Raw genomic sequence first — 21,082 nt, 5'->3', positions numbered from 1 at the left:
GACCGGTGGTGCTGACCGTATGAGGGTGAGGTGCTTGGCGGTCTAGCTGAGCGCCACGTTCAGCGCGACGGCGACGGCGAGCCAGACGACGACGGTGCCGAGACCGATACCGACCATGGCGAGCGCCTTGACGGCGGTTGTCATCCGGGTGCGGGCAACTGTCAGGTTCGCCCAGACGCCCAACGCCCCGACCAGCGCGCCCAGGAGACCGCCGACGGTCAACAGCAGGATCGGCAGCATAGCCAGGATGCGCAGGAAGATCGGCATGGAGGGCCCGGTCCGGTGCTTGACACCGTTGACCTCCACGGTCGGGTAAGGGTCGGCGAGAACGTTGCGGACCGTGGCTTGGACGACACCACCGTCCACCGCCGGCAACGCGTAGCGTCTGCCCTTCCTGGGGGCCGGCACGCCGCCGACGGTGACGGCAGGGTGTCCGAAGAGTGCCTTGGTGGCGACGACGATCGGGCCAGCTACGCCGGCGACGTAAAGCGGTTCGGTGTTCACCGGCGTGATCTTAGGAAGCCCGGTACGCCCCGTCCATCCCGTTGACCGAGCAGGGATGCCGCCCGCCGCCCTCGGGTCAGGTGGCGTGTCGCAGCAGCTCGCGGATGAACGTGACGACCTCGTCCGGGGCGAGGTCCATGGCGTTCTCACCGACGCTGACTTCGAACGAGCACCGGTCCGGATCCGGCGCGGACCGGACCCGGCCGAACAACTCCACCCCGTCGGCGGCGAGCAACGCGTCGGCGGCCCGCATCGCGGCGTCCGGGCCGACGGGAAGGTGGACGTGGAACAGGGGCGTCTGTGGTGGGTCCGGGAAGGCACGGGCGACCCCGTCGGCGTTGATGGCCGCCGCGATCGCCACCGCGTGCTCGCGGTGTGCCGGCAGCCGGGGCAGCAGGGTGTCCAGGCCGTGCAGTGCGGTGAGCGCCAGCGGCCACGCGTCGTACACGTCGCCGCCGAGCCGTCGGCGCCACACCCGGGCCTCGGCGAGGAAATCGGCCTCCCCGGCGAGCACGGCACCTCCGGTGCCCTGTAGCCCCTTGTAGAACGAGACGTACGCGGTGTCGAACAGCGCGACGATCTCGGCGAACGGCCGCTGGTAGTACGTCTGGGCCTCCCACAGGCGCGCCCCGTCGAGATGGGTGGCGGCACCTCGACGGCGCATTGCCGCGGTCTGCGCAGCGAGGTCGTCCCACTCCGGCAACAGGCCGCCGATGTCACGTTGGGGCAACTCCCAGACGACCGCCGCGAGCGGCTCGGCGACGGTCGACAGATCGGCCAGGGTCATCAAGCGGTGCCGGTCGCCGGCCGGATGGCAGCGCAGGCCGTGCACGACGCTGTACCCCCGGTGCTCCCAGACCTCCAGATGGCTCTGCGGATGGGCGGCGAAAGCCGGGCGGCCACGTCGGTCGGCGTGCACCCGCAGGGCGACCTGCTGTGTCATCGTTCCGGACGGGAAGAACAGCGCTTCGTCCTTGCCGAGCAGGGATGCCATGCGCCGCTCCAGCACAGCCACCGACCCGTCCGGCCCATGCGGTGGCGTGTCGGGATCGACCTGGGCCAGCATCGACCGCAGCATGCCGTGCGGCCGACGGCGCAGGTCCGAGTGCAGGAAGAGGGAACGTCGCACGACCATCGCGGGAGCATCCAATCCGGCTGGGCCGAGCCTGCGGCGGCGGGGTGTCCGGCCAGGCCTACCGGACAGGCTACGCCCACAGGTGAACCGTCAGTTCCACCGGTCCTGGTTGAGGAACCGGGCGAAACCCCGCCACGAGTTCGGCCCCATCACCCCGTCGATCGGGCCGGTGTAGCCCCACCCCGAGGCGAGGCGCTGGACCGCCATCCACGTGTTCGCTCCCGGCACGCCGTCGAGCGGGCCGGTGTAGCCGTAGCCGCGCATGGCCTGTTGCAACGCGGCATAGGTCCGCACACCGGGCGCGCCGTCGATCGGGCCGGTGTAGCCGGAGGTGATCCGCAGCCAGTTCTGCATGCGTTGGTAGAAGATGGTGCCGGGGATGCCGTCCTGCTCGGTGGACGTCTTCGGCAGGCCACCGCCACCCGGGTTCTGGTTGACGTAAGTCAGCGGGTTGATGCGTACACCGCTGGGGTTGATCATGTGCCAGTGCACGTGGGGCCCCGTCGAGCTACCGGAACCGGGGGCGCCAGCCGCGCCACCCGAGCGGCCCACGATCGCGCCGGCACCGACGGCTGTGCCGTTGGCCAGCAGGAACTGCGACAGGTGCAGGTACTGGCTGCGGTAGCCGTCCGCGTGCTGGATCGTCACCGTGTGGCCGCCCGTACCGTTGTTCGGGATGTTCTGGATCGTGCCGGCACCGCAGGCCGGCAGGTTCGTCCCGACGCCCATCGCGAAGTCGATGCCGCCCAACGAGCCGCGGTTGAGGTGGTCCTGCCAGCTTCCGGTGATCGGGTAGCCAGCGAACGGGTTGTAGATGGCGGGCGCGGCACGGGCGATCCCCGGCAAACCGATGACAGCGCCGACGGCGAGGGCGCCACTGGCCGACACGGTGCCGCGCAACAGCCTGCGGCGGCTCAACCCCGTCCGCGGCTGCTCCCCCTCGTCGCCGCAGCAGGCAGGCAGATGGTCGTGTTTCATCACCAGTCTCCGTACGGACGCAGAGGACCATGGACCACCGAGGGTAGCCCTCCGAAGTTGCTTTGATCAATGTCGGAACGCCGCACGGTGATGGTGGAACCACCCTCAGCCGGTTCGTCGCTTGTGGCTCGGGTCGGTGTCGGCCTGCCAGGCGGCGACGAGATCCTCGCGCGCCCGGGCGACCCGGGAACGGATCGTGCCGACGGGGCACTGGCAGACGTCCGCCGCCTCGGCGTAGGACAGGCCGAGCACCTGGGTGGCGACGAACGCCTCACGGCGGTCCCGGGTCAGTCCGGCGATCAACTGGTGCAGGGTCACGCCCTCGTCGGCACCGGCGGTGATCGCACCGGCGGCCTCGGCCGCGGCCTGCCAGTCCGGCACCGCAGCCATCCTCGGCCGGGCCACCGCCGTCCGGACGTGATCCACGGCGACGCGCCGGGCGATGGTGAACACCCAGGTACGCGCCGACGAGCGGCCGGCGAAGCCGGGCAGGTTGCGAATCGCCCGCAGGAACGTCTCCTGGGTCAGGTCGTCCGCCTCCCCCGGCCCGGCCAGGTGCGACAGGAACCGCCAGACCTGGTCCTGTAGTGCCCGGATGAACGCCGTGGCGGCCTGCCGGTCACCCTGGCCCGCCTCCCGCGCCCACCGGGTGACCTGGTCGTCGTCAGCGACGCCGTTCCGCACAGACCACCGTCCTGTGTGCCACGGGCGCTCCTTCATGCCGAGATGCCGCCGTCGGAACGCCGCCGGTCGGCCGCGCACTCTGGTGGTCGCCGGCCGGTCCGGAAAAGTTCCCGGCGTTCCCACGTTCGACTGATCTCGCGGCTGTCCGAGGTGACGGGAACCGAGGGCCGCTCAGCTTGGGACGGGCTGGTCCGCGCTCTCGCGTTCCCTCGGGACCACGGGGTCGGGCATGCTCCACGAGCGCCACAGCTGGCTGTACCCGCCCCCGGTCCTGAGCAACTCGGCGTGCGTACCGTGCTCGGCGACGCGCCCCTGGTCGAGGACGACGATGCGGTCCGCGGTGGCCGCCTGGCTGAGTCGGTGGGCGACGATCAACGTGGTACGCCCCTCGGTGGCCGCCACGGCGGCGCGGTCGAGGTCGCGCGCGCCCGCGCTGCCCGCCTCGGCGGTGGCCTCGTCGAGGACCGCGACGGCCGGATCGGCGAGGATGAGGCGGGCCAGCGCGAGCTGCTGGGCCTGGGCCGAGGTGAGCTGCCGCCCACCCTCCCCCACCGCGGTGGCGAGGCCCTCCGGCAGGGTCCGCACCCACTCGCTGGCGCCGACGAGGTCGAGGGCGGTGGCGATCTCGGCGTCGGTGGCGTCCGGGTCGGCGAGACGCAGGTCGTCCGCGAGCGGCCCGGCGAAGACGTGCACCTCCTGGCTGATCAGAGCGATCTCCCGACGGAGGCGGTGCTCGCCGAGCTGGGCCAGCGGCACGCCGCGCAGGGTCACCGCACCGTCGGTGGGCGCGATGATGCCGGCGATGATGCCGGCGAGGGTGCTCTTGCCCGCGCCGCTCGCACCGACCAGGGCGACGCGCTCCCCGGGGGCGAGACGCAGGGCGACGTCCCGCAGCACCACCGGCCCGTCGTCGTAGCGGTGCTGCCCGACGGTCACCTCCAGTGCCGCCGGTACGCCCCGATCGTGGCGGGCGGGCTCGGTGCCGTCGGGGGCCGCGGTGTCCGGCAGGGTGGTGACCCCGACGAGTCGGGCCAGGCTGGCCCCGGCCTGCAACACCGAGTCCGACTCGAACAGCAGCAGGCCGATGGGGTTGAAGAGGCGGTGGAAGTAGAGCGCGGCCGTGGTGGCGGCGCCGACGGTGGCCAGGTCGCCGCGTACCAGCAGGAACCCGGCGAGCAGCACGGCGGCGAGCCCCACGAACTCCGAGCGGTTGATGCGCAGCCCGAAGCGGGTGTAGAGGCCGAAGATCTCCAGCGACAGGTCACGGGCGACGCCGGAGCGCTCCGCGATCCGCGCGACGTGGGCGTCCTCCATCCGGTAGGCGCGCACTGTGGCGGCGCCCCGCAGCGCCTCGGCCGTCGCCTGCGCGCGCTCGCCCGTCGCCACCCGCTCGCGGGCGTAGTACGGCACCGACCGCTTGAGGTACCAGCGCAGCGCCACCGCGTACGCCGGGGCCGCGACCAACCCGGCGATGCCGAGCCGCCAGTCGAGGACGAAGAGCCCCGCCGCGGTCAGCACGACGGACAGCAGGGCGCCGAGGAAGGCCGGGCCACTGGTGGCGATCACGTTCGTCACCACTGCCACGTCGTCGCCGGCACGGGCCACCAGGTCCCCGGTCCCGGCCCGCTCCAGGGTGGCCGACGGCAGGTGCAGGGCGCGGTCGAGGACCCGCTCCCGGAGTCGGGCCAGCACGGTCTCGCCGAGGCGCGCGGCGACCGCCGCTCCGGCCGCGGTGAGGAGTCCCGCGAGCACGGCGGCGCCCGCGATCACGCCGGCCCAGGCCACCACCCGAGGTGTGTCGGTCCCGGCGATCACGTCGTCGACGAGGCGACCGAGCACCCAGGGGGCGACCAGCCCGGTCGCGGCGGCGACGACGAGCAACGTGCCGGCGACGGCGCTGAGCCCCGGCAGGAGGGCCAGCTCGGTACGGAGGGCGGCCCAGGTCTGCCGGCCGGTGGCCGTCGGCAGCAGGTGCCGGGTGATCGGCTCGGACGTCATCGCAGGGTTTCCTCCCGGTAGCGGGCGTCGCCGGCGAGCAACCGCTCGTGCGGACCCTCGGCGACGACCCGTCCCCGGTCGATCACCGCGACCCGGTCGGTGATCCGCAGCAGCGCCGGGCTGGTGGTGATCAGCAGCGTGCCGCGGGGTCCCACCCCGCGAGCCTCGGCCAGTCTCGTGGCGAGCAACCCTTCGGTCACCGCGTCGACCGCCGTGGTGGGGTTGTGCAGCACCAGCACCGGCGGGTCGGCGACGAGCGCCCTCGCGAGCCCGATCCGCTGCCGCTGCCCACCGGAGAGGTTTGCCCCGCGTTCGGTGAGCAGGCGGTCGAACCCGTGCGGGTGCGCGGCGAGCACGTCCTCGGCGGCGGCAGCCCGCACGGCGGCACGCAGCACCTCGTCGTCGACGGAGGCGCCGGCGCTGAGGTTGGCGCGCAGCGTCCCCTCGAACAGCGCCACGTCATGCTGCTCGACCAGGACCACGGCGCGCGCGGCGTCGATGTGCAGTTCGTCGGCGGGCACGCCGTCGACGCGGAGCGTCCCCCGGTGGTCCCCGCGGGGCACCCGGCCGGCCAGCAGCGCGACCAGCGCCTCGGCCTCGCTCGGGTCGTAGGCGAGCACGCCCAGGATCTCACCGGCGCGGACGCGCAGGCTGACGTCGTCGAGGCCCGCGTACGAGACCCCGTCGAGGGCGAGCCGGGACGGGCTCGGGGCGGGCGGGCCGGCGTCACCGGGCTGGACGACCGGGGCGGCGCCGAGGACCCGGGCGACCCGCCCCGCGGAGGCTCGGGCCATGGCGAACAACTGGACGCAGTACCCGAGCGTCTGCACCGGCTCGGCGATGAACTGGGCCAGCCCGACCACGGCGACGAGCTCGCCGATGGTGAGCCGGCCCTGCAGCGCGAGCCAACCGGCGAATCCGGCGACCGTGGCGAGGAAGAGACCGTTGACAGTGGTGGTGAGCCCGAGGTGCAGACCCTTGGTGGTGGCGGCGCGCAGGGTGACGTCGAGCGCGTGGCGGCTGGCTCCCGCGTACCGGCGGGCGGCGTGGTCCTGTGCGCCGATGCCGCGCAGCACGCGCAGGCCGGAGACGAGGTCGACGGCGAGGGCGGTCGTGGCGGCGAGCGCCTCCTGCTGCGACGTGCTGCGCCGGGTGAGCAGCGGCGCCATCCGCTGGAGGGCGACGACCAGCAGGGGTACGCCGATGAGCACCCCGAGGCCGAGGGGAACGTCGACGACGAGCAGCGCGACGGCCGCGACCACGATGGCGGTGAGCGCCGCGGCGGTGAGTCCCGCGACCCGCACGACGAGCGCGGACAGCTCGGCGTCGGAGGCCGTCACGGACAGCAGTTCGCCGTCGCGCATGCCCGACCGGCGTCCACGCGGGTCGAGGGCGCTGCGGACGATCTCGACCCGGGTGGCGTGCGCCTCGTGTTCGACGGCGGCGAACGCCAGTCGCGCGCCGGCCCGGTAGGCGAAGGCGAGCACTGTGAACAGGGCGGCCAGACCGGCCAGCGAGAGCAGCAGGGCGCGGACGTCCCCGGTGGCCACCGCACGGTCGATGACCACGCCGATGGCCACCGGGACGAGGGCTTCGGTGGCCTGGTGGGTGCAGAGCAGCGCGATGCCGGCGGCCACCCGGGATCGCTGTCGACGCAGCGCGCGACGGAGCACCACACCACCGGTGGTCTCGGCGACTGTCATGCTCGGATCGATGAGGGCACGGCGAAGGACTCCACTGATGATTAGGGCAGGCTAACCTAACATGCCTCCGAAGTGGGGTTGGACGCGCGGTCCCGGTGCTCCCCCACCGGTACCGAAGCGGGCAGACCGAGACCCTTGACGGCCGCCGCGACCAGGGCTTCCGGGGGCATCGAGACATCGAGTACGAGCACCGACTCGTCCGGCTCGGCCGGTTCCAGCGTGGCGAGCTGCGACTCCAGCAGAGTGGCCGGCATGTAGTGCCCCTCGCGCCGGGCCAGTCGGGCTCGGATGACCTCCGCCGGGCCGTCCAGGTGCACGAAGTCCACACGGAGCGGGCCCTGGCGAAGCACGTCCCGGTACGACCGCTTCAACGCCGAGCAGGCCAGCACCGTCGAGCGGCCCTCCGCGCCGCGATCGGCGATCCACAGGGCGATGTCCCGCAGCCAGGGCCACCGGGTGGTGTCGTCCAGCGGTACGCCGGAGCGCATCCGCGCCACGTTCTGCGGGGAGTGGAACTCGTCCGCCTCGGCGAACGTCAGCCCGGTCGCCGCGCCGATCCCGCGGGCCACTGTGGTCTTGCCGGCCCCGGAGACGCCCATCACCACGACGTGCCGGGTGGGCCGGGCACCGCGCCGCTCACCAGTCATGGACCGTGCCGTCCTTGAGCCGGTTGAACGGCAGGTACGCCGGCTCGTACGGGAACCGGGCCGCCGCCTCCTCGTCGAGCTCCACCCCGAGCCCCGGTTGGTCACCCGGGTGCAGGTAGCCGTCGGTGAAGGTGAACGACTGCCGGAACACCTCGTTGGCCAGCGGGGTGTGCTTCATGTACTCCTGGATCCCGAAGTTGTGGATGGCCAGGTCCAGGTGCAGCGCCGCGGCCATGCCCACCGGGGAGATGTCGGTGGGGCCGTGGATGCCGGACTTGATCTGGTACTGGGCGGCGAAGTCGAGCAGCTTGCGCATCGCGGTGATGCCGCCGGTGTGGGTGACAGCGGACCGGACGTAGTCGATCAGCTGCTCCCGGATCAGGGTCTGGTAGTCCCAGACCGTGTTGAAGACCTCACCGATGGCCAGCGGGGTGGTGGTGTGCTGGCGGACCAGCCGCAGCGCCTCCTGGTTCTCGGCCGGGGTGCAGTCCTCCAGCCAGAACAGGTCGTACGGTTCGAGGGCCTTGCCGAGCTTGGCGGCCTGGATCGGGGTCATCCGGTGGTGACCGTCGTGCAGCAGCGGCAACTCCGGGCCGAACTCGCCGCGCACCGCCTCGAAGACCGACGGTAGGTGGCGCAGGTACGCGCGGGTGTCCCAGTCCTCCTCGGCGGGCAACGGGGTGCGCTGCGCGGGCTCGTAGTCGTAGCGCTGGCCGGTGGCGCTGGGCTGCGCGGCCACGCCGTAGACCGCGTTGATTCCGGGCACCGCGGTCTGCACCCGGATCGACCGGAAGCCCTCGTCGAGGTGGCGGCGGATCGAGTCGAACAGCTCGGGGATGTCGCGCCCCGACGCGTGCCCGTACGCCATGATGCCGGTGCGCGACGCTCCGCCCAGCAGTTGGTACAGCGGCATGCCGGCGGCCTTGGCCTTGACGTCCCACAGCGCGACGTCCACAGCGGCGATGGCCGCCATGGTGACCGGGCCGCGCCGCCAGTACGCCGACCGGTACAGGAACTGCCAGGTGTCCTCGATCCGGTGCGGGTCCCGTCCCATCAGCAGTGGGGCGACGTGGTCGCGCAGGTACGAGGCGACGGAGAGCTCGCGGCCGTTGAGCGTGGCGTCGCCCAGACCGGTGATGCCCTCATCAGTTGTGATCTTGAGGGTGACGAAGTTCCGGTCGGGGCTGGTCACGATGATGTCTGCTGCGACGATCTTCACGGGGTGCCTTTCGTTCTTGCCGGTCGGGGTCTCACCACTCCGCGTAGGAGCCGTCGGGGTGCCGCCAGGTCGGGCTGCGCCAGGCGTGCCCGCGCTTGTCCGCGGTCCGCACTGCGTGTTCATCGATCTCGATGCCGAGGCCGGGCGCGGTCAACCGCTGCACGTACCCGTCGACGAAGGTCAGCGGGGTCTGGTCGAGGCAGTAGTCGAGCACCTCGGCACCCTGGTTGTAGTGGATGCCGATGCTCTGCTCCTGGATCAGGAAGTTGGGTGTGGCGAAGCCGACCTGGAGGCAGGCGGCGAGGGCGATCGGTCCGAGCGGGCAGTGCGGGGCGAGCTGCACGTCGTACACCTCGGCCAACGTGGCGATCTTGCGAACCTCGGTGATGCCGCCGGCGTGCGCGAGGTCCGGCTGGGCCACGGCGATGCCGGCCTGCAACACGGGCAGGAACTCCTGCCGGCTGTAGAGCCGCTCCCCCGTCGAGATGGGCGTGGTGGTGCAGCGGACGATTTCACCGATCAGGTGCGAGTTCTCCGGCACCACCGGCTCTTCCAGGAAGAACGGCCGGTACGGCTCCAGCAGCGGGGCGACCCGCCGGACGTTGGCGAGGGTGAACCGACCGTGGAAGTCGACAGCGACGTCGCGGTCGTCGCCGAGGACCTCGCGGGCGGCGGCGACCCGTTGCACGACCGCGTCGAGGTCGGCGACCGAGGCGAGCGCGCCCATCCGCCCGGACGCGTTCATCTTCACAGCGGTCAGGCCCGCCTCGATCCGGGCACTGATCTGGTCGCGGATCTCGGCGGGCTCGTCACCACCGACCCAGCCGTAGACCCGGATCCGGTCCCGGACCGGCCCGCCGAGGAGTTGGTGCACGGGGGCGCCGTAGTGCTTGCCGGCGATGTCCCAGAGCGCCTGGTCCAGACCGGACACCGCGCTGGCCAGGATCGGGCCGCCCCGGTAGAAGGACCCCTTGGTCAGCACCTGCCAGTGGTCCTCGATGCGCAGCGCGTCCCGACCCGTGAGCAGCTCGCTGAGCTGGTGGACGGCAGTGCGCACGGTCTCGGACCGACCCTCGCAGGTCGCCTCGCCCCAGCCGACGATGCCGGACTCCGTCTCGATCCGGACGAACAGCCAGCGGGGCGCGACCAGGAAGGTCTCCACAGTTGCGATCGTCGTCATGCCCGGTCAGCCCTTCGTGGCACCGGCGGTGAGGCCGGAGACGACGTACTTCTGCACGAACAGGGCGATCAGCATGATCGGCAGGGTGACCACTGTCGCCGCTGCCATCAGGCCGCCCCAGTCGATGCTGGCGTAACCGACGAAGTCGAAGATCGCGACGGGGAGCGTCTTGGTGTCGGAGCCGGAGAGCACCAGGGCGAACATGAAGTTGTTCCAGGAGAAGATGAAGGAGAGGATGCCGGCGGTCGCGACGCCGGGCACCGACAGCGGCAGGGTGATCCGCCGGAACGCGCCGATGTGGGTCAGCCCGTCGACCAGCGCGGCCTCTTCCAACTCGGTCGGCAGGCCGTCGAAGTAACCCATCATGATGTAGACGATCAGCGGCAGCGACACGAACATGTGACTCAGGATCAGCACTGTGAAGCCGCCGACCATCTTCAGGTTCGAGAAGACGTAGTACCAGGGCACCAGGAGCGAGACGCCGGGGATCACCCGGGCCATGAGCACGACGAGCGCTGACTTCTTCATGCTGAACCGGCTCATCGAGTACGCGGCGGGCACCCCGAGCAGGAGCGAGAGCGTGGTGGCCGCGAACGCCACCCAGAGGCTGTTGCCGATGAACTCGAGATAGTTGGCCTGCTGGAGAACCGTCTCGTAATTCTTCAGGCTGGGCGAGAAGACGAACGCCTTGGCGGTGTCGTAGATGTCCACGTTGGTCTTGAACGACGCGGCGATCATCCAGAGCAGCGGCGCCATCAGCGCGAACACCACGACGACCAGAGCCGAGTTGCGGAACACCCGGTACGGCTTGCTCGGCTTCATCGGCCCAGCCCCTTCTTGCGATAGGTGAGGGCCCACATCACCCCGATGATGATCAAAAAGAAGATGATGAGGACTGTCGACGAGACGCCGTAGTCGTTGTAGTCGAAGCTGAGGCCGTACGCGTACACGTTGAGGGTCTCGACCTCGTGGAAGGACCCGCCGCCGCGCCCCTTTGTGGCGTAGAGGATGTCGAACGTCTTCAACGCGTCGATGCCGCGCAGCAGGATGGCGACGATCACCGTGGGCATCAGCAGCGGGAGGGTCACGTGCCGGAACCGCTGCCAGCTGCTGGCGCCGTCGATCCGGGCCGCCTCCTGGGGCTCGTCGGAGAGCGAGGTGAGCCCGGCGAGCAGGATCAGCACGACCATCGGGGTCCACTGCCAGATGTCGATGAACATCGTCGTCGGCAGGGCCGAGTGCTGCCCGGCCAGCCAGGGCTGGGGGCCGACGCCGATCCAGCCGAGCAGTTGGTTCGCCATCCCGATGTTGGGGTCGAAGATCAGCCGCCACATCATGCCGACCGCCACCGGGGTGGCCACCAGCGGCAGGAGGATCGCGACGCGGACCCACTTCTCACCGCGGAAGGGCCGCCACAGCAGCAGGGCGATCGCCATGCCGAGGACGACCTCGAAGAACAGCACGACGCCGGTGAAGAGGACCGTACGCCAGACCGCCGGCCAGAACCGGTCGGTGTCGGTGAGCACGTCGAGGTAGTTCTGGAAGCCGATGAACTCGGACTCGGCGCGTACCGAACCCTCGGCGTCGGTCAGGCTCAGGTACCCGGTCCACGCCACCGGAAAGATGATCAGCACGGCGACGAACGCCATGGCGGGTGCCGCGAAGAGCCACTTGCGGTGTTCGTTGGCCCAACGCGACAAGGCCGACGTCGTGTCCAGGGGCGCCGCGGGGGCCTCGGGCGAATCGGTACGGGGGGTGAGAACGGCTGACATTGAGATCTCCGGGTTGGAGGGGTCAGGTCCCGGCGAGGCGGCGGAGCCGGTCGGCCCCGCCGCCCAGCGCGTGGGTTACTTCGCCTCGTCGTCGAGGAACTTCTGGAACGCCGCGTTCGCCGTGTCCGCCGAGCTGGCGGCGTCCTTGCCGGTGATCGTGTCGACGATCGGTTGGCCGACGATCTCCCGCGCCTGGGCCACCTTGACCACCAGCGGACGGTCGTGCCCGACCCCGTTGGCGGTGCTGACCGTGTTGGCCTCGGCAAGGTCCTTCGGGTAGGAGGCGGTCCCCGCCGGGTTCGCCCAGACCGAGGCGCGGGCACCGGGCACGCCTGCCGTCTGCTGCGCCAGCGCCTGCTCCTTGCCGGCGGCCCACTGGATGAACTTCCAGGCGTTGTCCTTGTTCTCCGAGCTGTCGTTCACGCCGAGCGCCCAGGACGGGATGTTGTACGGCTTCGACCCGGCCGGGCCGGCCGGGAAGGCGGCGAAGCCGACGGAGTCGACGACCTTGGACTTGGTCGGGTCGGTGGCGTTCTTGTAGAGCGAGTTGGCCTCGGTGTAGAAGGCGGCCTTGCCCTGCGTGAAGATCGCCATCGCCTCGGACCAGCTCATGTCGGTGCTGATGTTCTCCGGGCCGTGGTCCCTGAGCAGCCCGCCGTAGTAGGCGTACGCCTGCTTGGCCTGCTCGGTGTTGACAGTGGCCTTTCCGCTGGCGTCCACGAAGTCGCCACCGAAGCTGAAGAGGAAGCTGGAGAACTGCGTGACGGCGGCGGCCTTGCCGGTACGGGCGACGAAGCCGGCGACGCCCGGGTTGTCGGCCTCGATCTTCGCGGCCTGCGCCTTGAGCTCGTCGAGGGTCTTGGGCGGCGCTGTGAAACCGGACTTCGTCAGCAGGTCCTTGCGGTAGTAGAGGACCTCCTGCTCGGTGATGATCGGCAGCCCGACGACCTTGTCCTCATAGGTCGTCGCCTGCACCGGCCCGGCCTGGAAGTCACCGAACTCGAAGGCACTGTCGGACTTGACCTTCTCGCTGAGGTCGGCGAGATACTTGTTCTTGCCGAACAGCTTCCCCTCCTGCAGGGGCCGGTACATCATCACGTCGAGGTCGTCGGACCCGGCGTTCAGCTTGACGTTGTACTGGTCGGAGAGCTGGTCCTCACCGAGCTGGGTGACCTCCACCGTCAGGCCGGACTGCTTCTCGAACTCCGGCAGGACCTTCTTGATGTTCTCGGTCCACACGTGGTTGACCAGTGTCACGCGGACTGTCTTCGAGCCCTCGCCGCCGCCGTCGCCGCCGCACGCGGTCAGGCCCATGGCGGCGACCACAGCCAGAGAAGTGCCGATTATCGATCGACGTCGCACGCTTGTCTCTCCTTCTGTCGTGGCCGCCACCCCCGAGGGAGCCGCTACCTCGGTGTTACATCCGCTTAACAAACGGATGCTAGGCCGAAAAAGCTGATTACCTCAAGAGGTAGATGCAAATGATATGATCTTTGAGTGGAACCGTCCTCACCAGAGGTTGCCGCCGCACCGGCCCTCCCCGCCGAGTCCGGGCTGCACGCGCGCGTCCTCGAAAACCTCGGCACCGCCATCTGCGGCGGAGAGCTGGCGCCCGGATCGGTCCTCAACATCGACGAGCTTGTCGACCGGTACGCGGTGTCCCGCTCGGTCGTCCGCGAGGTGCTGCGGGTGCTGGCCTCGATCGGATTCATCGAGGCGCGCCGACGGGTAGGTGTGATGATCCGACCGGCGACCGCCTGGAACGTCTTCGACCCGCAGGTGATCCGCTGGCGTCTCGCCTCGGCCGGCCGGATGGCCCAGCTCCGCTCGATCACCGAGCTGCGCACCGCCGTCGAGCCGCACGCGGCCTTCCTGGCCGCCAGCCGGATCGGTCGCGACGAGGCGAGCGACCTCGTCGGGCTGGCGGCGAAGATGTGGGCGGCCGGCGAGGCCGGCGACGAGGAGCGCTTCCTGCACCTCGACATCGAGTTTCACCGGCGCGTCCTGCTCGCCTCCGGAAACGAGATGTTCGTCCGGCTCCAGGAGCTGGTCGCGGAGGTGCTCACCGGCCGGCACAAGCACCACCTCATGCCGCACCACCCGCATGAGCAGGCCCTCCAGATGCACGCCGACGTCGCCCAGGCGATCCAGCGGCGCGACGGTGAGCGTGCCCGGCAGGCCATGGTGCAGCTGATGGAGCAGGCCTTCGACGAGATGAAGTCGCTGTGGGAGCAGACCGGCCCGCCCGCCCGAAGCGCGGATGGCGGTCCGACGGCGACCCGATGACCGGAGCACGACCATTCGGATCTAGGGTCCCCAGGTGTGCGGCCGGATCACGGCCGCGGGCATGGATGGGGACAGACGTGCACAAAGCTGGTCGAGGCTTGATACGGAGACTGGGCCTGCTGGTGACAGCGGCGCTCGCGATCTCATCAGGGCTGCTCGGGGCACCTGCGCGCGCCGCCGAGCCGGTGGTCGCCGCGCTGAACGGCGGGCAGACCGTCCGCTCTCCCAACGGGACGTTGGGCGTCGCCGTCAGCGATGACGGTGGACGGCTCGCGTACAGCGTGACCAACCGTGGGAAGACTGTCGTCGGCGCCTCCGGTCTCGGCCTCGACCTCGCCGGACGCCCCAGCCTCACCGAGGCGATGAGCGTCGTCTCCGTGCAACGCCGCACCATCGACGAGACGTGGCAGCCGCTCTGGGGCACTGACGGCACCGTCCGCAACCACGCTCGTGAACTCACGCTCCACGCCGTGCAGGCGGGCACTGGCTTCCGCCTGGACGTCGTCGTACGGGTCTTCGACGACGGCGTCGGCATCCGCTACCACATCCCGGCCCAGCCAGGGCTTGACGACTACACGGTGACCGCCGAGCGCACCGAGTTCACACTGGACCCGGCGGCGCGAAGCTGGTCCATCGCCGCCGGCAAGGACTGGAACGCCGACGAGCAGCACTACCGCGACCAGCCCCTGTCGACGGTGCCGACGGCGCAGACCCCCATCACCGTGGCGTCCGGGAAGACGTACCTGGTGGTGCACGAGGCGGATCTCACCGACTACCCGAGCATGACGCTGAAGGCGGTGCCGGGTCAGCCGGGACGGTTCTCCAGCGACCTGATCAGCCTGCCCGACGGCACGAAGGCGAAGCTGCGCGGGGACTTCTCCACCCCGTGGCGCACCCTGACCATCGGCGAACGACCCGGCGACCTGGCCGAGTCCCACCTCATCGAAAACCTCAACGACGCGTGCGCGATCTGCGCCGACGACATGTCGTGGATCAATCCGGCCAGCTACGTCGGCGTGTGGTGGGAGCTACAGCGCCGGCAAACAACCTGGACGTACGGCCCGACCCACGGCGCCACCACGGCTCGCCTCAAGCAGTACATCGACCTGGCCAAGCAGGCCGGCGCCAAGTTCGTGCTGGCCGAGGGCTGGAACACGAACGCCGGTGGCAACTGGGCGAACCAGGACTTCCTCACCCCGCAGCCCGACTTCGACCTGCCCGCCGTGCTCGACTACGCCAAGCAGAACGGCGTCGGGTACATCGCGCACAACGAGACCCGCGGCGATGTGGACTACTACGACCAGCACCTTGAGGAGATCTTCTCCCGGTACGAGGCGCTCGGCATCCACGCGATCAAGACCGGTTACGCCACCAAGTTCCTGCTGGGCGGGGTCAACCGCAGCCACTTCGACCAGGAGGCGGTCCGCCACTACCAGCGGGTGATCGACGCCGCGGCCCGGCACCACATCACGATCAACGCCCACGAGTCGATCAAGCCGACCGGGCTGGCCCGCACCTACCCCAACATGATGAGCGGCGAAGGCGTCGCCGGCATGGAGCAGCAGAACTACAAGGGCGCGAACGGCAACCCACCGGCGCAGGCCACCATCCTGCCGTTCACCCGATTCATGGGCGGCCCGGCCGACTACACCCCCGGCGTGCTGAACGTGACCTGGGACCCGGCCAAGCTCGGCACCCGCGTCCAGACCACCTCCACCGCCCAGCTGGCACTCTCCACGATCTTCTACAGCCCGCTGCAGATGCTCGCGGACACCCCGGAGAACTACGCCGCGCACCCCGGCTTCGCGTACCTGAAGGATCTGCCCACCACCTGGGACGAGAGCCGGGTGCTCGACAGCGTCATCGGCGACTACACCACGACGGCCCGACGGCACGGCGACACCTGGTACGTCGGTGCCATCACCGACGAGAACGACCGGACCCTCGCGATGCCGCTGTCGTTCCTGTCCCGCGGCTCGTACGTGGCGGAGATCTACGCCGACGCCGCCGAGACGACCTGGCGCGGCAACCCTCTGCTCGTCGAGATCCGCAAGGTCCTCGTGCGACAGTCGACGGAGCTCGGCATGTCGCTGGTCGCCGGCGGTGGCCAGGCCGTTCGGATCCGACCCGCCTCCGACGAGGACCTGCGCGACATCGACTGGTACGCCGCTCCGCGTGCGAAGGTCGGTGCCGCCGAGGCGACGTTGGACGAGACCACCCAACGGCTGACCGTGACCGCGCCACTCACCAACACCGGAAGCACCGTGGCGGCCCTCCCCGCTCAGCTGTTCGTGGACGGTCGCGCTGTCGGCGACACCCGGACCGTTCGCGTCGCCGGAGGTGCGAGCACCACAGTCGAGCTGACTCTGCCGGCGACCCAGGTCCCCGACCAGGACTTCAAGGTTGCCGTCGGCACGCCGACCGGCGAGCACGGCAAGCAGGTCCGGGTGCCGCAGACCCGTTCCATGCAGCGGCTCCTCCAACAGCTGCACAGGTGCGGCGACGTGACTCCGGCAGCGCTCAACACGTTGCAGCAGCGGGTGGCCCAGGCCGAGGCCGACCTGAGCAGCGGCGACGTGACCGGGCGACTGCGCGCGCTGCAGAACCTGCGCCTGGATCTCTATCGTCAGCCGCTGACGGAGGTGACACTGACGGCGCGCACCGCGATCGACGATCTGCTCAGTGTTCGACTTGGGCCTCCGCGCGGGATGCTCTCCATCGCCAGGAACGTTCGACTGGCCGCGGACCTGCGAAGCATCGACCCCGCGCTGTCCAGGCGGCTGCTGGGCGAGATCGCCACCGCGACCCGGTCCGCCTCGGCGAACGACACCGCCTCGATGCGGAACGCTCTCGACCGGTTCGGTGCCCTCGTGACCGCCGCTCCGGCCGGGCAGATCACCCCGGAGGTGGCGGCGACGCTGCTCGCCTCCACGGCCGCGCTCACCGCCGGGCCGAGCACCCTCCAGGCGGAGGCCGCGCAACTGCTCGGTGAGGCCTGCCTGCGAACCAACCACGCTGGTTACACCGGCAGCGGCTTCGTGGCCTGCCTCAAGACCCAGAACAGCGGGGTACGGTTCCCTGCCCCGGTCTCCGGCGACGGTGACTACCTGGTCCGGCTGCGGTACGGCAACGCCATGGGCGTCACCCAGACGATGACCCTGCGCAGCGGAACGGCATCGGTGCAGGTCCGGATGCCGAGCCTTCCGACCTGGCCGACCTGGTCGGAGCAGACCGTCAAGCTCCCGATCGCCCGGGGCGACTCGGTCGACCTCGTGTTCGGTCCGACCGACAACGGCAACGTCAACGTCGACGCCATCACCCTCGAACCAGACCTGGGTGTCGTCACCCTGTCGTAATTTGCTCAGGAGGGCCGGCCCGTCGGGCCGGCCCTCCTGTCGTTTCGGTGGGCGCAACCGCCAGCCCGAAGTGTCGTCAGTCGGTCCGGGTGCGGAGGCTCCGTGCCAGGACGGGGATCATCACGGCCGCGGCGACGAGGTGCAGCCCGAGGAGGGCGGTGATGGTGGCCGCGTTCGCCCCGGAGATGAGGGGCGGGACCAGCGAGAGCGCGGTCAGCGCCACTGCCGTCCACACGAACCGGTCGGCAGGCCGGGCATTCCACCGGAGCAGAGCCACGGCGATGACGACGCCCACGACCGAGAAGAAGCCGGTCACCACTGCGATCCCGGACACCGGAATCGTCTCGCCACCATCGGGGATCTCGAAGTCGACTCCGGCGGCCCGGGCCAAAGCGGCGGCGAGTGCGGTTGTCACCATCGCCGCGAGCGTGGCGATCAAGCCGGTGCCGGCGAGCCTGCGCAGTCGGTGGGTGCGGCTGGGTCGGCCCGACGCCGGGCCGGCCACGATCTCGGTGTCCTGTGTGCTGTTCATGTCGTCTCCGTCGTCTGGGAGCTGGCGTACAGGATGTGTCGACTGGCGTGTGACGGCACCGGGCGTGAAGACACGCACCTTCGCCGTGCGACGGCCGGGGTTGCGCAGCGCGCGGACGCCGGTGCCGCGCAGCCAGAACCCGGCGTCGCGCCCGAGGACCGGCCCGGGCTCGCCGTCACGCAGCTCCAGCTGCACCCGCCCACTGGTGACGACGCCGAACGCGTCGTGCCACTCCGCCGCGACCACCGCGGCACGCGCGCCACCGGGTAGCGTGAGCGTCCGCACCGGGACTACTCCGTGCCGTCCGCCGGCAGGCGCTCCGGCAGCCCGAGTCGCGGGAACTGGTCGTCGTGGAAGGTGATGATCTCGGTGATCGCGCCGCCGGTGATCCGCAGGACGTCGATCGTCAGCGGCAGGTAGGCGCCCTCCTGCTTCCGCCAGTGGTAGAAGGCGACAGCGGGTTGGCGGTTCACCGAGGTGGGGACCGCGCGCAGGCCGGTCATGCCATCGAAGCCATCCTCGACCCAGTTGTTCACCACCGCGTCGCGGCCGACGTACAGGCCCGGCGTGGGCGGCATCGAGCAGCGGACGTCGTCCCGCAGCATGGCGGCGAGCACGTCGACGTTCGTGGCCACGCTGGCGTCGGTGAAGCGGCGCACCAGCTCGCGCGTCCCCGCGTCCTCCTCGCCGCCGGTCCAGTCCTGCCGCTCGGCGGGCAGGTGTTCCCGCATGCCGGCGCGCGCCCGCTGGAGGGCACTGTTGACCGAGTTGACCGAGTCTCCGAGCAGCTCCGCGACGTCCTTCGCCGGCCAGCCGAGCACGTCCCGCAGGATCAGCACGGCCCGCGGACGCGGCGCGAGGTGCTGGACCGCGACCAGGTACGCCAGCTCGATCGTCTCCCGCGCGACGGCGACGGTCTCCGGCTCGTCCGCGTCGCCCGCCGGCAGCTCGTCGAGCAGCCGGTCCGGGTAGGGCTGCAACCACAGCACCTCGCCGCCGGTCGCCGGCTCCGGACGGCGCTTGGCGAGCAGGTCCAGGCAGGCGTTGGTGGCGATCCGGTACAGCCAGGCCCGGAACGTCGACCGTCCCTCGAACGTCTCCCGCCGCCGCCAGGCACGCAGGAACGTCTCCTGCACGGTGTCCTCGGCGTCCTCGAACGACCCGAGCATCCGATAGCAGTGCACGTGCAGTTCCCGCCGGTGCCGCTGCGCCAGCCCCGAGAACGCCGGCTCGTCGACCTCGCCCAGACCGCTCACGCCCAGCTCCTCCAGCCGCGTGTCCGCACTCATCACGTCATCCTTCCGCCTCGTCATGTCCTGTCCTAGGTATGACGGGCGCGGACGCGACAACTCATCACTCGGGCCTGCTCGAGTTGTTGAGTGGTGCTGGGATCATGCTCAGATGAGCGAGGAGCAGGCGCAGGTGCTGTCCCGTGGTACGAACTGTGCCGTCGTGCAGCTGCCAGGCAGGGCGTTTCCCGGTATCCACGTGCAGGGCGACACGTTCGCTGCCCTGTTGACGCAGCTGGCGGACGCGGCCCGCCTACTGCGTCAGGACCGCGACCACCACCACCGCGGCGCTCTCGACGACTTGGACCACGCCGTCCGAGAGGTGGAGGGCTTGCTCAGCTTCTACGAAGCCACGCTTTCGGAGCGAGGGATCCGACGGCCGTACTGATCCGACAGCCACCACGCCCCGACGAGCGTGATGACTCAGCGTCAGCGGACCACGCCGAGCCCGGTGAAGGACCTGTCGTACTCGGTGAACGACTGGTTGTTGTACGGGGCGTAGATCCAGGTCCGCAGCGAGTTGGCGGCGGTGTCGACCTCGACCAGGCGTACCGGGTTTGTGGTGTTGGAGTGGAACGTCTGGAGGAACGTGTAGATCTTGTTGCCGTTGACTCCGGTGTCGATCCGGTTGGCGGCGATGCCCGTGTGACCGGAGAAGACGAACCGGATGTTGGCGTACTGCTTGATCAGGTTGTCGAAGAGGTACTGCGGGCTGGTCGCGCCGTACGAGGCGCTCTGCTCGATGTTGCCGCTGCCGTCGATGTAGTCGTGGGTGACGACGATGACGTTGTGCCGGGGGTGAGCGGCGACGACGCTCCTGGCCCAGTTCACGGCCTCGACCCGGGGCCAGAGTTCCAGTGTGAGCACCATCCACTGGACCCCGCCGGCCTCGAAGGTGGAGTACGAGTTGTCCACCTTGCCGGTCTCGAACTGGCCCTTCACCGCGCCGTACTGGCCGGCGGTGAAGTACCTGTTGAAAACTGTGGTGTCGCGGACGAGTTCCCGGGTGTGGGCGGGGTCCCGGGCGGAACCACCCTCGCCGGTCGCCTGGGTGTCGTGGTTGCCGATCGCCAGCGAGTATGGAAGGCCAGCGGTCTCGATCGGACGCATCGCGTCGCGGGCGATGACGTACTGGGAGTGGTCGGGGGTGTCCCAGTTGACCACGTCACCAGAGTGCGTCACGTAGCGCAGGTCGAGCGCGGAGCGGTTCTGCACCAGCCAGTTGGTGCGGTTACGGAACCGGGTGTCCGAGCTGTTGAGCACCTCCTGCTGGGTGTCCGGCAGGACGGCGAAGCTGAACTTCGTGTCGGTGGCGCTCGCGGTTTCCATCCGCGCGTACGCGATGTGGACGTTGCGGTCGCAGGGGTCGGCCCGGAAGTCGTTGATGAGCTGGATCCGCACGGTGTGCTGCCCGCCGCCGACCGCCGCGCCGACCGGGTACGTGCCGTAGCTGGTCGCGCTGACGATGGTGGTCTGGCCGACGGCGACACCGTCGACCGTCACCCGGACGGTCGGCCAGCCCTGGCAGTTGTCCCCGATGGCTCCGATCAGCACACGCCCGGAGCCGCTGATGCTGGTGGTGGCGTAGCTGGAGTTGCCCCAGAGCGAGGCGTGTGTGCCGGAGGGGGGCACTGGGGTGCCGGTCGCCGTACGGATCGCCCCGTCCACGACTGTGAACTGGGAGGGCTCGGCGGCGCTCGCCGTACCCCCGGTGAGTGTTCCGCCAGCCATGGCGACCATCAGCGCCGCGGCCGTCGCCACGAACCTGGACCTGGATCTCCTGATGCACACTGCTGATC

General features: G+C 70.3%; 18 protein-coding genes. 3 read left to right on the top strand and 15 right to left on the bottom strand.

Annotated elements, in window-relative coordinates; genetic code table 11:
- Positions 1–42: 42 nt before the first annotated feature.
- From ACLJOK_RS06920 to ACLJOK_RS06865, 12 genes are all read right to left on the bottom strand, one after another.
- Positions 43–504: a hypothetical protein gene (locus tag ACLJOK_RS06920; RefSeq protein WP_410816944.1), complete on the bottom strand. Its 462-nt coding sequence runs from the start codon at positions 502–504 to the stop codon at positions 43–45.
- 76 nt (positions 505–580) lie between these two features.
- Positions 581–1,639: a threonine aldolase family protein gene (locus ACLJOK_RS06915; protein WP_410816943.1), complete on the bottom strand. Its 1,059-nt coding sequence runs from the start codon at positions 1,637–1,639 to the stop codon at positions 581–583.
- Positions 1,640–1,729: 90 nt separating this feature from the next.
- Positions 1,730–2,617, bottom strand: a complete 888-nt coding sequence (locus ACLJOK_RS06910; protein WP_410816942.1) for a peptidoglycan DD-metalloendopeptidase family protein — start codon at positions 2,615–2,617, stop codon at positions 1,730–1,732.
- Positions 2,618–2,722: 105 nt separating this feature from the next.
- Positions 2,723–3,301 (bottom strand): sigma-70 family RNA polymerase sigma factor, encoded by a 579-nt coding sequence (locus tag ACLJOK_RS06905; RefSeq protein ID WP_410816940.1) that lies wholly within the window; start codon positions 3,299–3,301, stop codon positions 2,723–2,725.
- A 171-nt stretch (positions 3,302–3,472) separates the two neighbouring features.
- Complete coding sequence (locus ACLJOK_RS06900) at positions 3,473–5,299, bottom strand: ABC transporter ATP-binding protein (protein ID WP_410816938.1); 1,827 nt, start codon at positions 5,297–5,299, stop codon at positions 3,473–3,475.
- The gene (locus ACLJOK_RS06895) at positions 5,296–7,002 is read right to left on the bottom strand and encodes an ABC transporter transmembrane domain-containing protein (RefSeq protein WP_410816937.1); all 1,707 of its coding nucleotides are present in this window, start codon (positions 7,000–7,002) and stop codon (positions 5,296–5,298) included. Before ACLJOK_RS06895 ends, ACLJOK_RS06900 begins: the two co-directional genes overlap by 4 nt.
- A gap of 56 nt (positions 7,003–7,058) precedes the next feature.
- A complete protein-coding gene (locus ACLJOK_RS06890) occupies positions 7,059–7,649 on the bottom strand; it encodes a gluconokinase (RefSeq protein ID WP_410816936.1) in 591 nt (196 codons plus the stop codon).
- Positions 7,639–8,868, bottom strand: coding sequence for a D-mannonate dehydratase ManD (gene manD / locus ACLJOK_RS06885; protein WP_410816934.1), 1,230 nt, complete (start codon positions 8,866–8,868; stop codon positions 7,639–7,641). The genes ACLJOK_RS06890 and manD overlap by 11 nt, the downstream gene beginning before the upstream one ends.
- Positions 8,869–8,899: 31 nt before the next feature.
- On the bottom strand, positions 8,900–10,048 hold the full coding sequence (gene dgoD, locus ACLJOK_RS06880) for a galactonate dehydratase (protein WP_410816933.1): 1,149 nt from the start codon (positions 10,046–10,048) through the stop codon (positions 8,900–8,902).
- 6 nt (positions 10,049–10,054) lie between these two features.
- Positions 10,055–10,870, bottom strand: a complete 816-nt coding sequence (locus ACLJOK_RS06875) for a carbohydrate ABC transporter permease (RefSeq protein ID WP_238683956.1) — start codon at positions 10,868–10,870, stop codon at positions 10,055–10,057.
- Positions 10,867–11,820, bottom strand: a complete 954-nt coding sequence (locus tag ACLJOK_RS06870; protein WP_410816932.1) for a carbohydrate ABC transporter permease — start codon at positions 11,818–11,820, stop codon at positions 10,867–10,869. The genes ACLJOK_RS06875 and ACLJOK_RS06870 overlap by 4 nt, the downstream gene beginning before the upstream one ends.
- Positions 11,821–11,895: 75 nt before the next feature.
- Positions 11,896–13,182, bottom strand: coding sequence for an ABC transporter substrate-binding protein (locus ACLJOK_RS06865; RefSeq protein ID WP_410816930.1), 1,287 nt, complete (start codon positions 13,180–13,182; stop codon positions 11,896–11,898).
- Positions 13,183–13,317: 135 nt separating this feature from the next.
- On the opposite strand from ACLJOK_RS06865, the gene ACLJOK_RS06860 reads away from it, so the two are divergent.
- Together ACLJOK_RS06860 and ACLJOK_RS06855 are read left to right on the top strand one after the other, a co-directional pair.
- The gene (locus ACLJOK_RS06860) at positions 13,318–14,106 is read left to right on the top strand and encodes a FadR/GntR family transcriptional regulator (RefSeq protein WP_410816928.1); all 789 of its coding nucleotides are present in this window, start codon (positions 13,318–13,320) and stop codon (positions 14,104–14,106) included.
- A 98-nt stretch (positions 14,107–14,204) separates the two neighbouring features.
- On the top strand, positions 14,205–17,462 hold the full coding sequence (locus ACLJOK_RS06855) for a glycoside hydrolase family 97 catalytic domain-containing protein (protein ID WP_410816926.1): 3,258 nt from the start codon (positions 14,205–14,207) through the stop codon (positions 17,460–17,462).
- A gap of 76 nt (positions 17,463–17,538) precedes the next feature.
- Here ACLJOK_RS06855 and ACLJOK_RS06850 read toward each other — a convergent pair whose 3' ends face one another.
- Positions 17,539–18,279 (bottom strand): DUF6069 family protein, encoded by a 741-nt coding sequence (locus tag ACLJOK_RS06850; protein ID WP_410816925.1) that lies wholly within the window; start codon positions 18,277–18,279, stop codon positions 17,539–17,541.
- Between the two features lie 5 nt (positions 18,280–18,284).
- Positions 18,285–19,283 (bottom strand): RNA polymerase subunit sigma-70, encoded by a 999-nt coding sequence (locus ACLJOK_RS06845; protein WP_410816924.1) that lies wholly within the window; start codon positions 19,281–19,283, stop codon positions 18,285–18,287.
- A gap of 112 nt (positions 19,284–19,395) precedes the next feature.
- Between ACLJOK_RS06845 and ACLJOK_RS06840 the strand changes: the two genes are divergently transcribed.
- A complete protein-coding gene (locus ACLJOK_RS06840; protein ID WP_410816922.1) occupies positions 19,396–19,671 on the top strand; it encodes a DUF6959 family protein in 276 nt (91 codons plus the stop codon).
- Positions 19,672–19,712: 41 nt separating this feature from the next.
- On the opposite strand, the gene ACLJOK_RS06835 is transcribed toward ACLJOK_RS06840, so the two are convergent.
- Positions 19,713–21,044: a carbohydrate-binding domain-containing protein gene (locus tag ACLJOK_RS06835; RefSeq protein ID WP_410816920.1), complete on the bottom strand. Its 1,332-nt coding sequence runs from the start codon at positions 21,042–21,044 to the stop codon at positions 19,713–19,715.
- Between the last annotated feature and the right edge of the window lie 38 nt (positions 21,045–21,082).

Origin of the sequence: Micromonospora sp. 050-3 (assembly GCF_046549335.1) — a bacterium.
GTDB classification, from domain to species: domain Bacteria; phylum Actinomycetota; class Actinomycetes; order Mycobacteriales; family Micromonosporaceae; genus Micromonospora; species Micromonospora trifolii.
The sequence above is the reverse complement of the archived record's forward strand: the minus strand, read 5'-3'. Positions and strand labels throughout refer to the sequence as shown.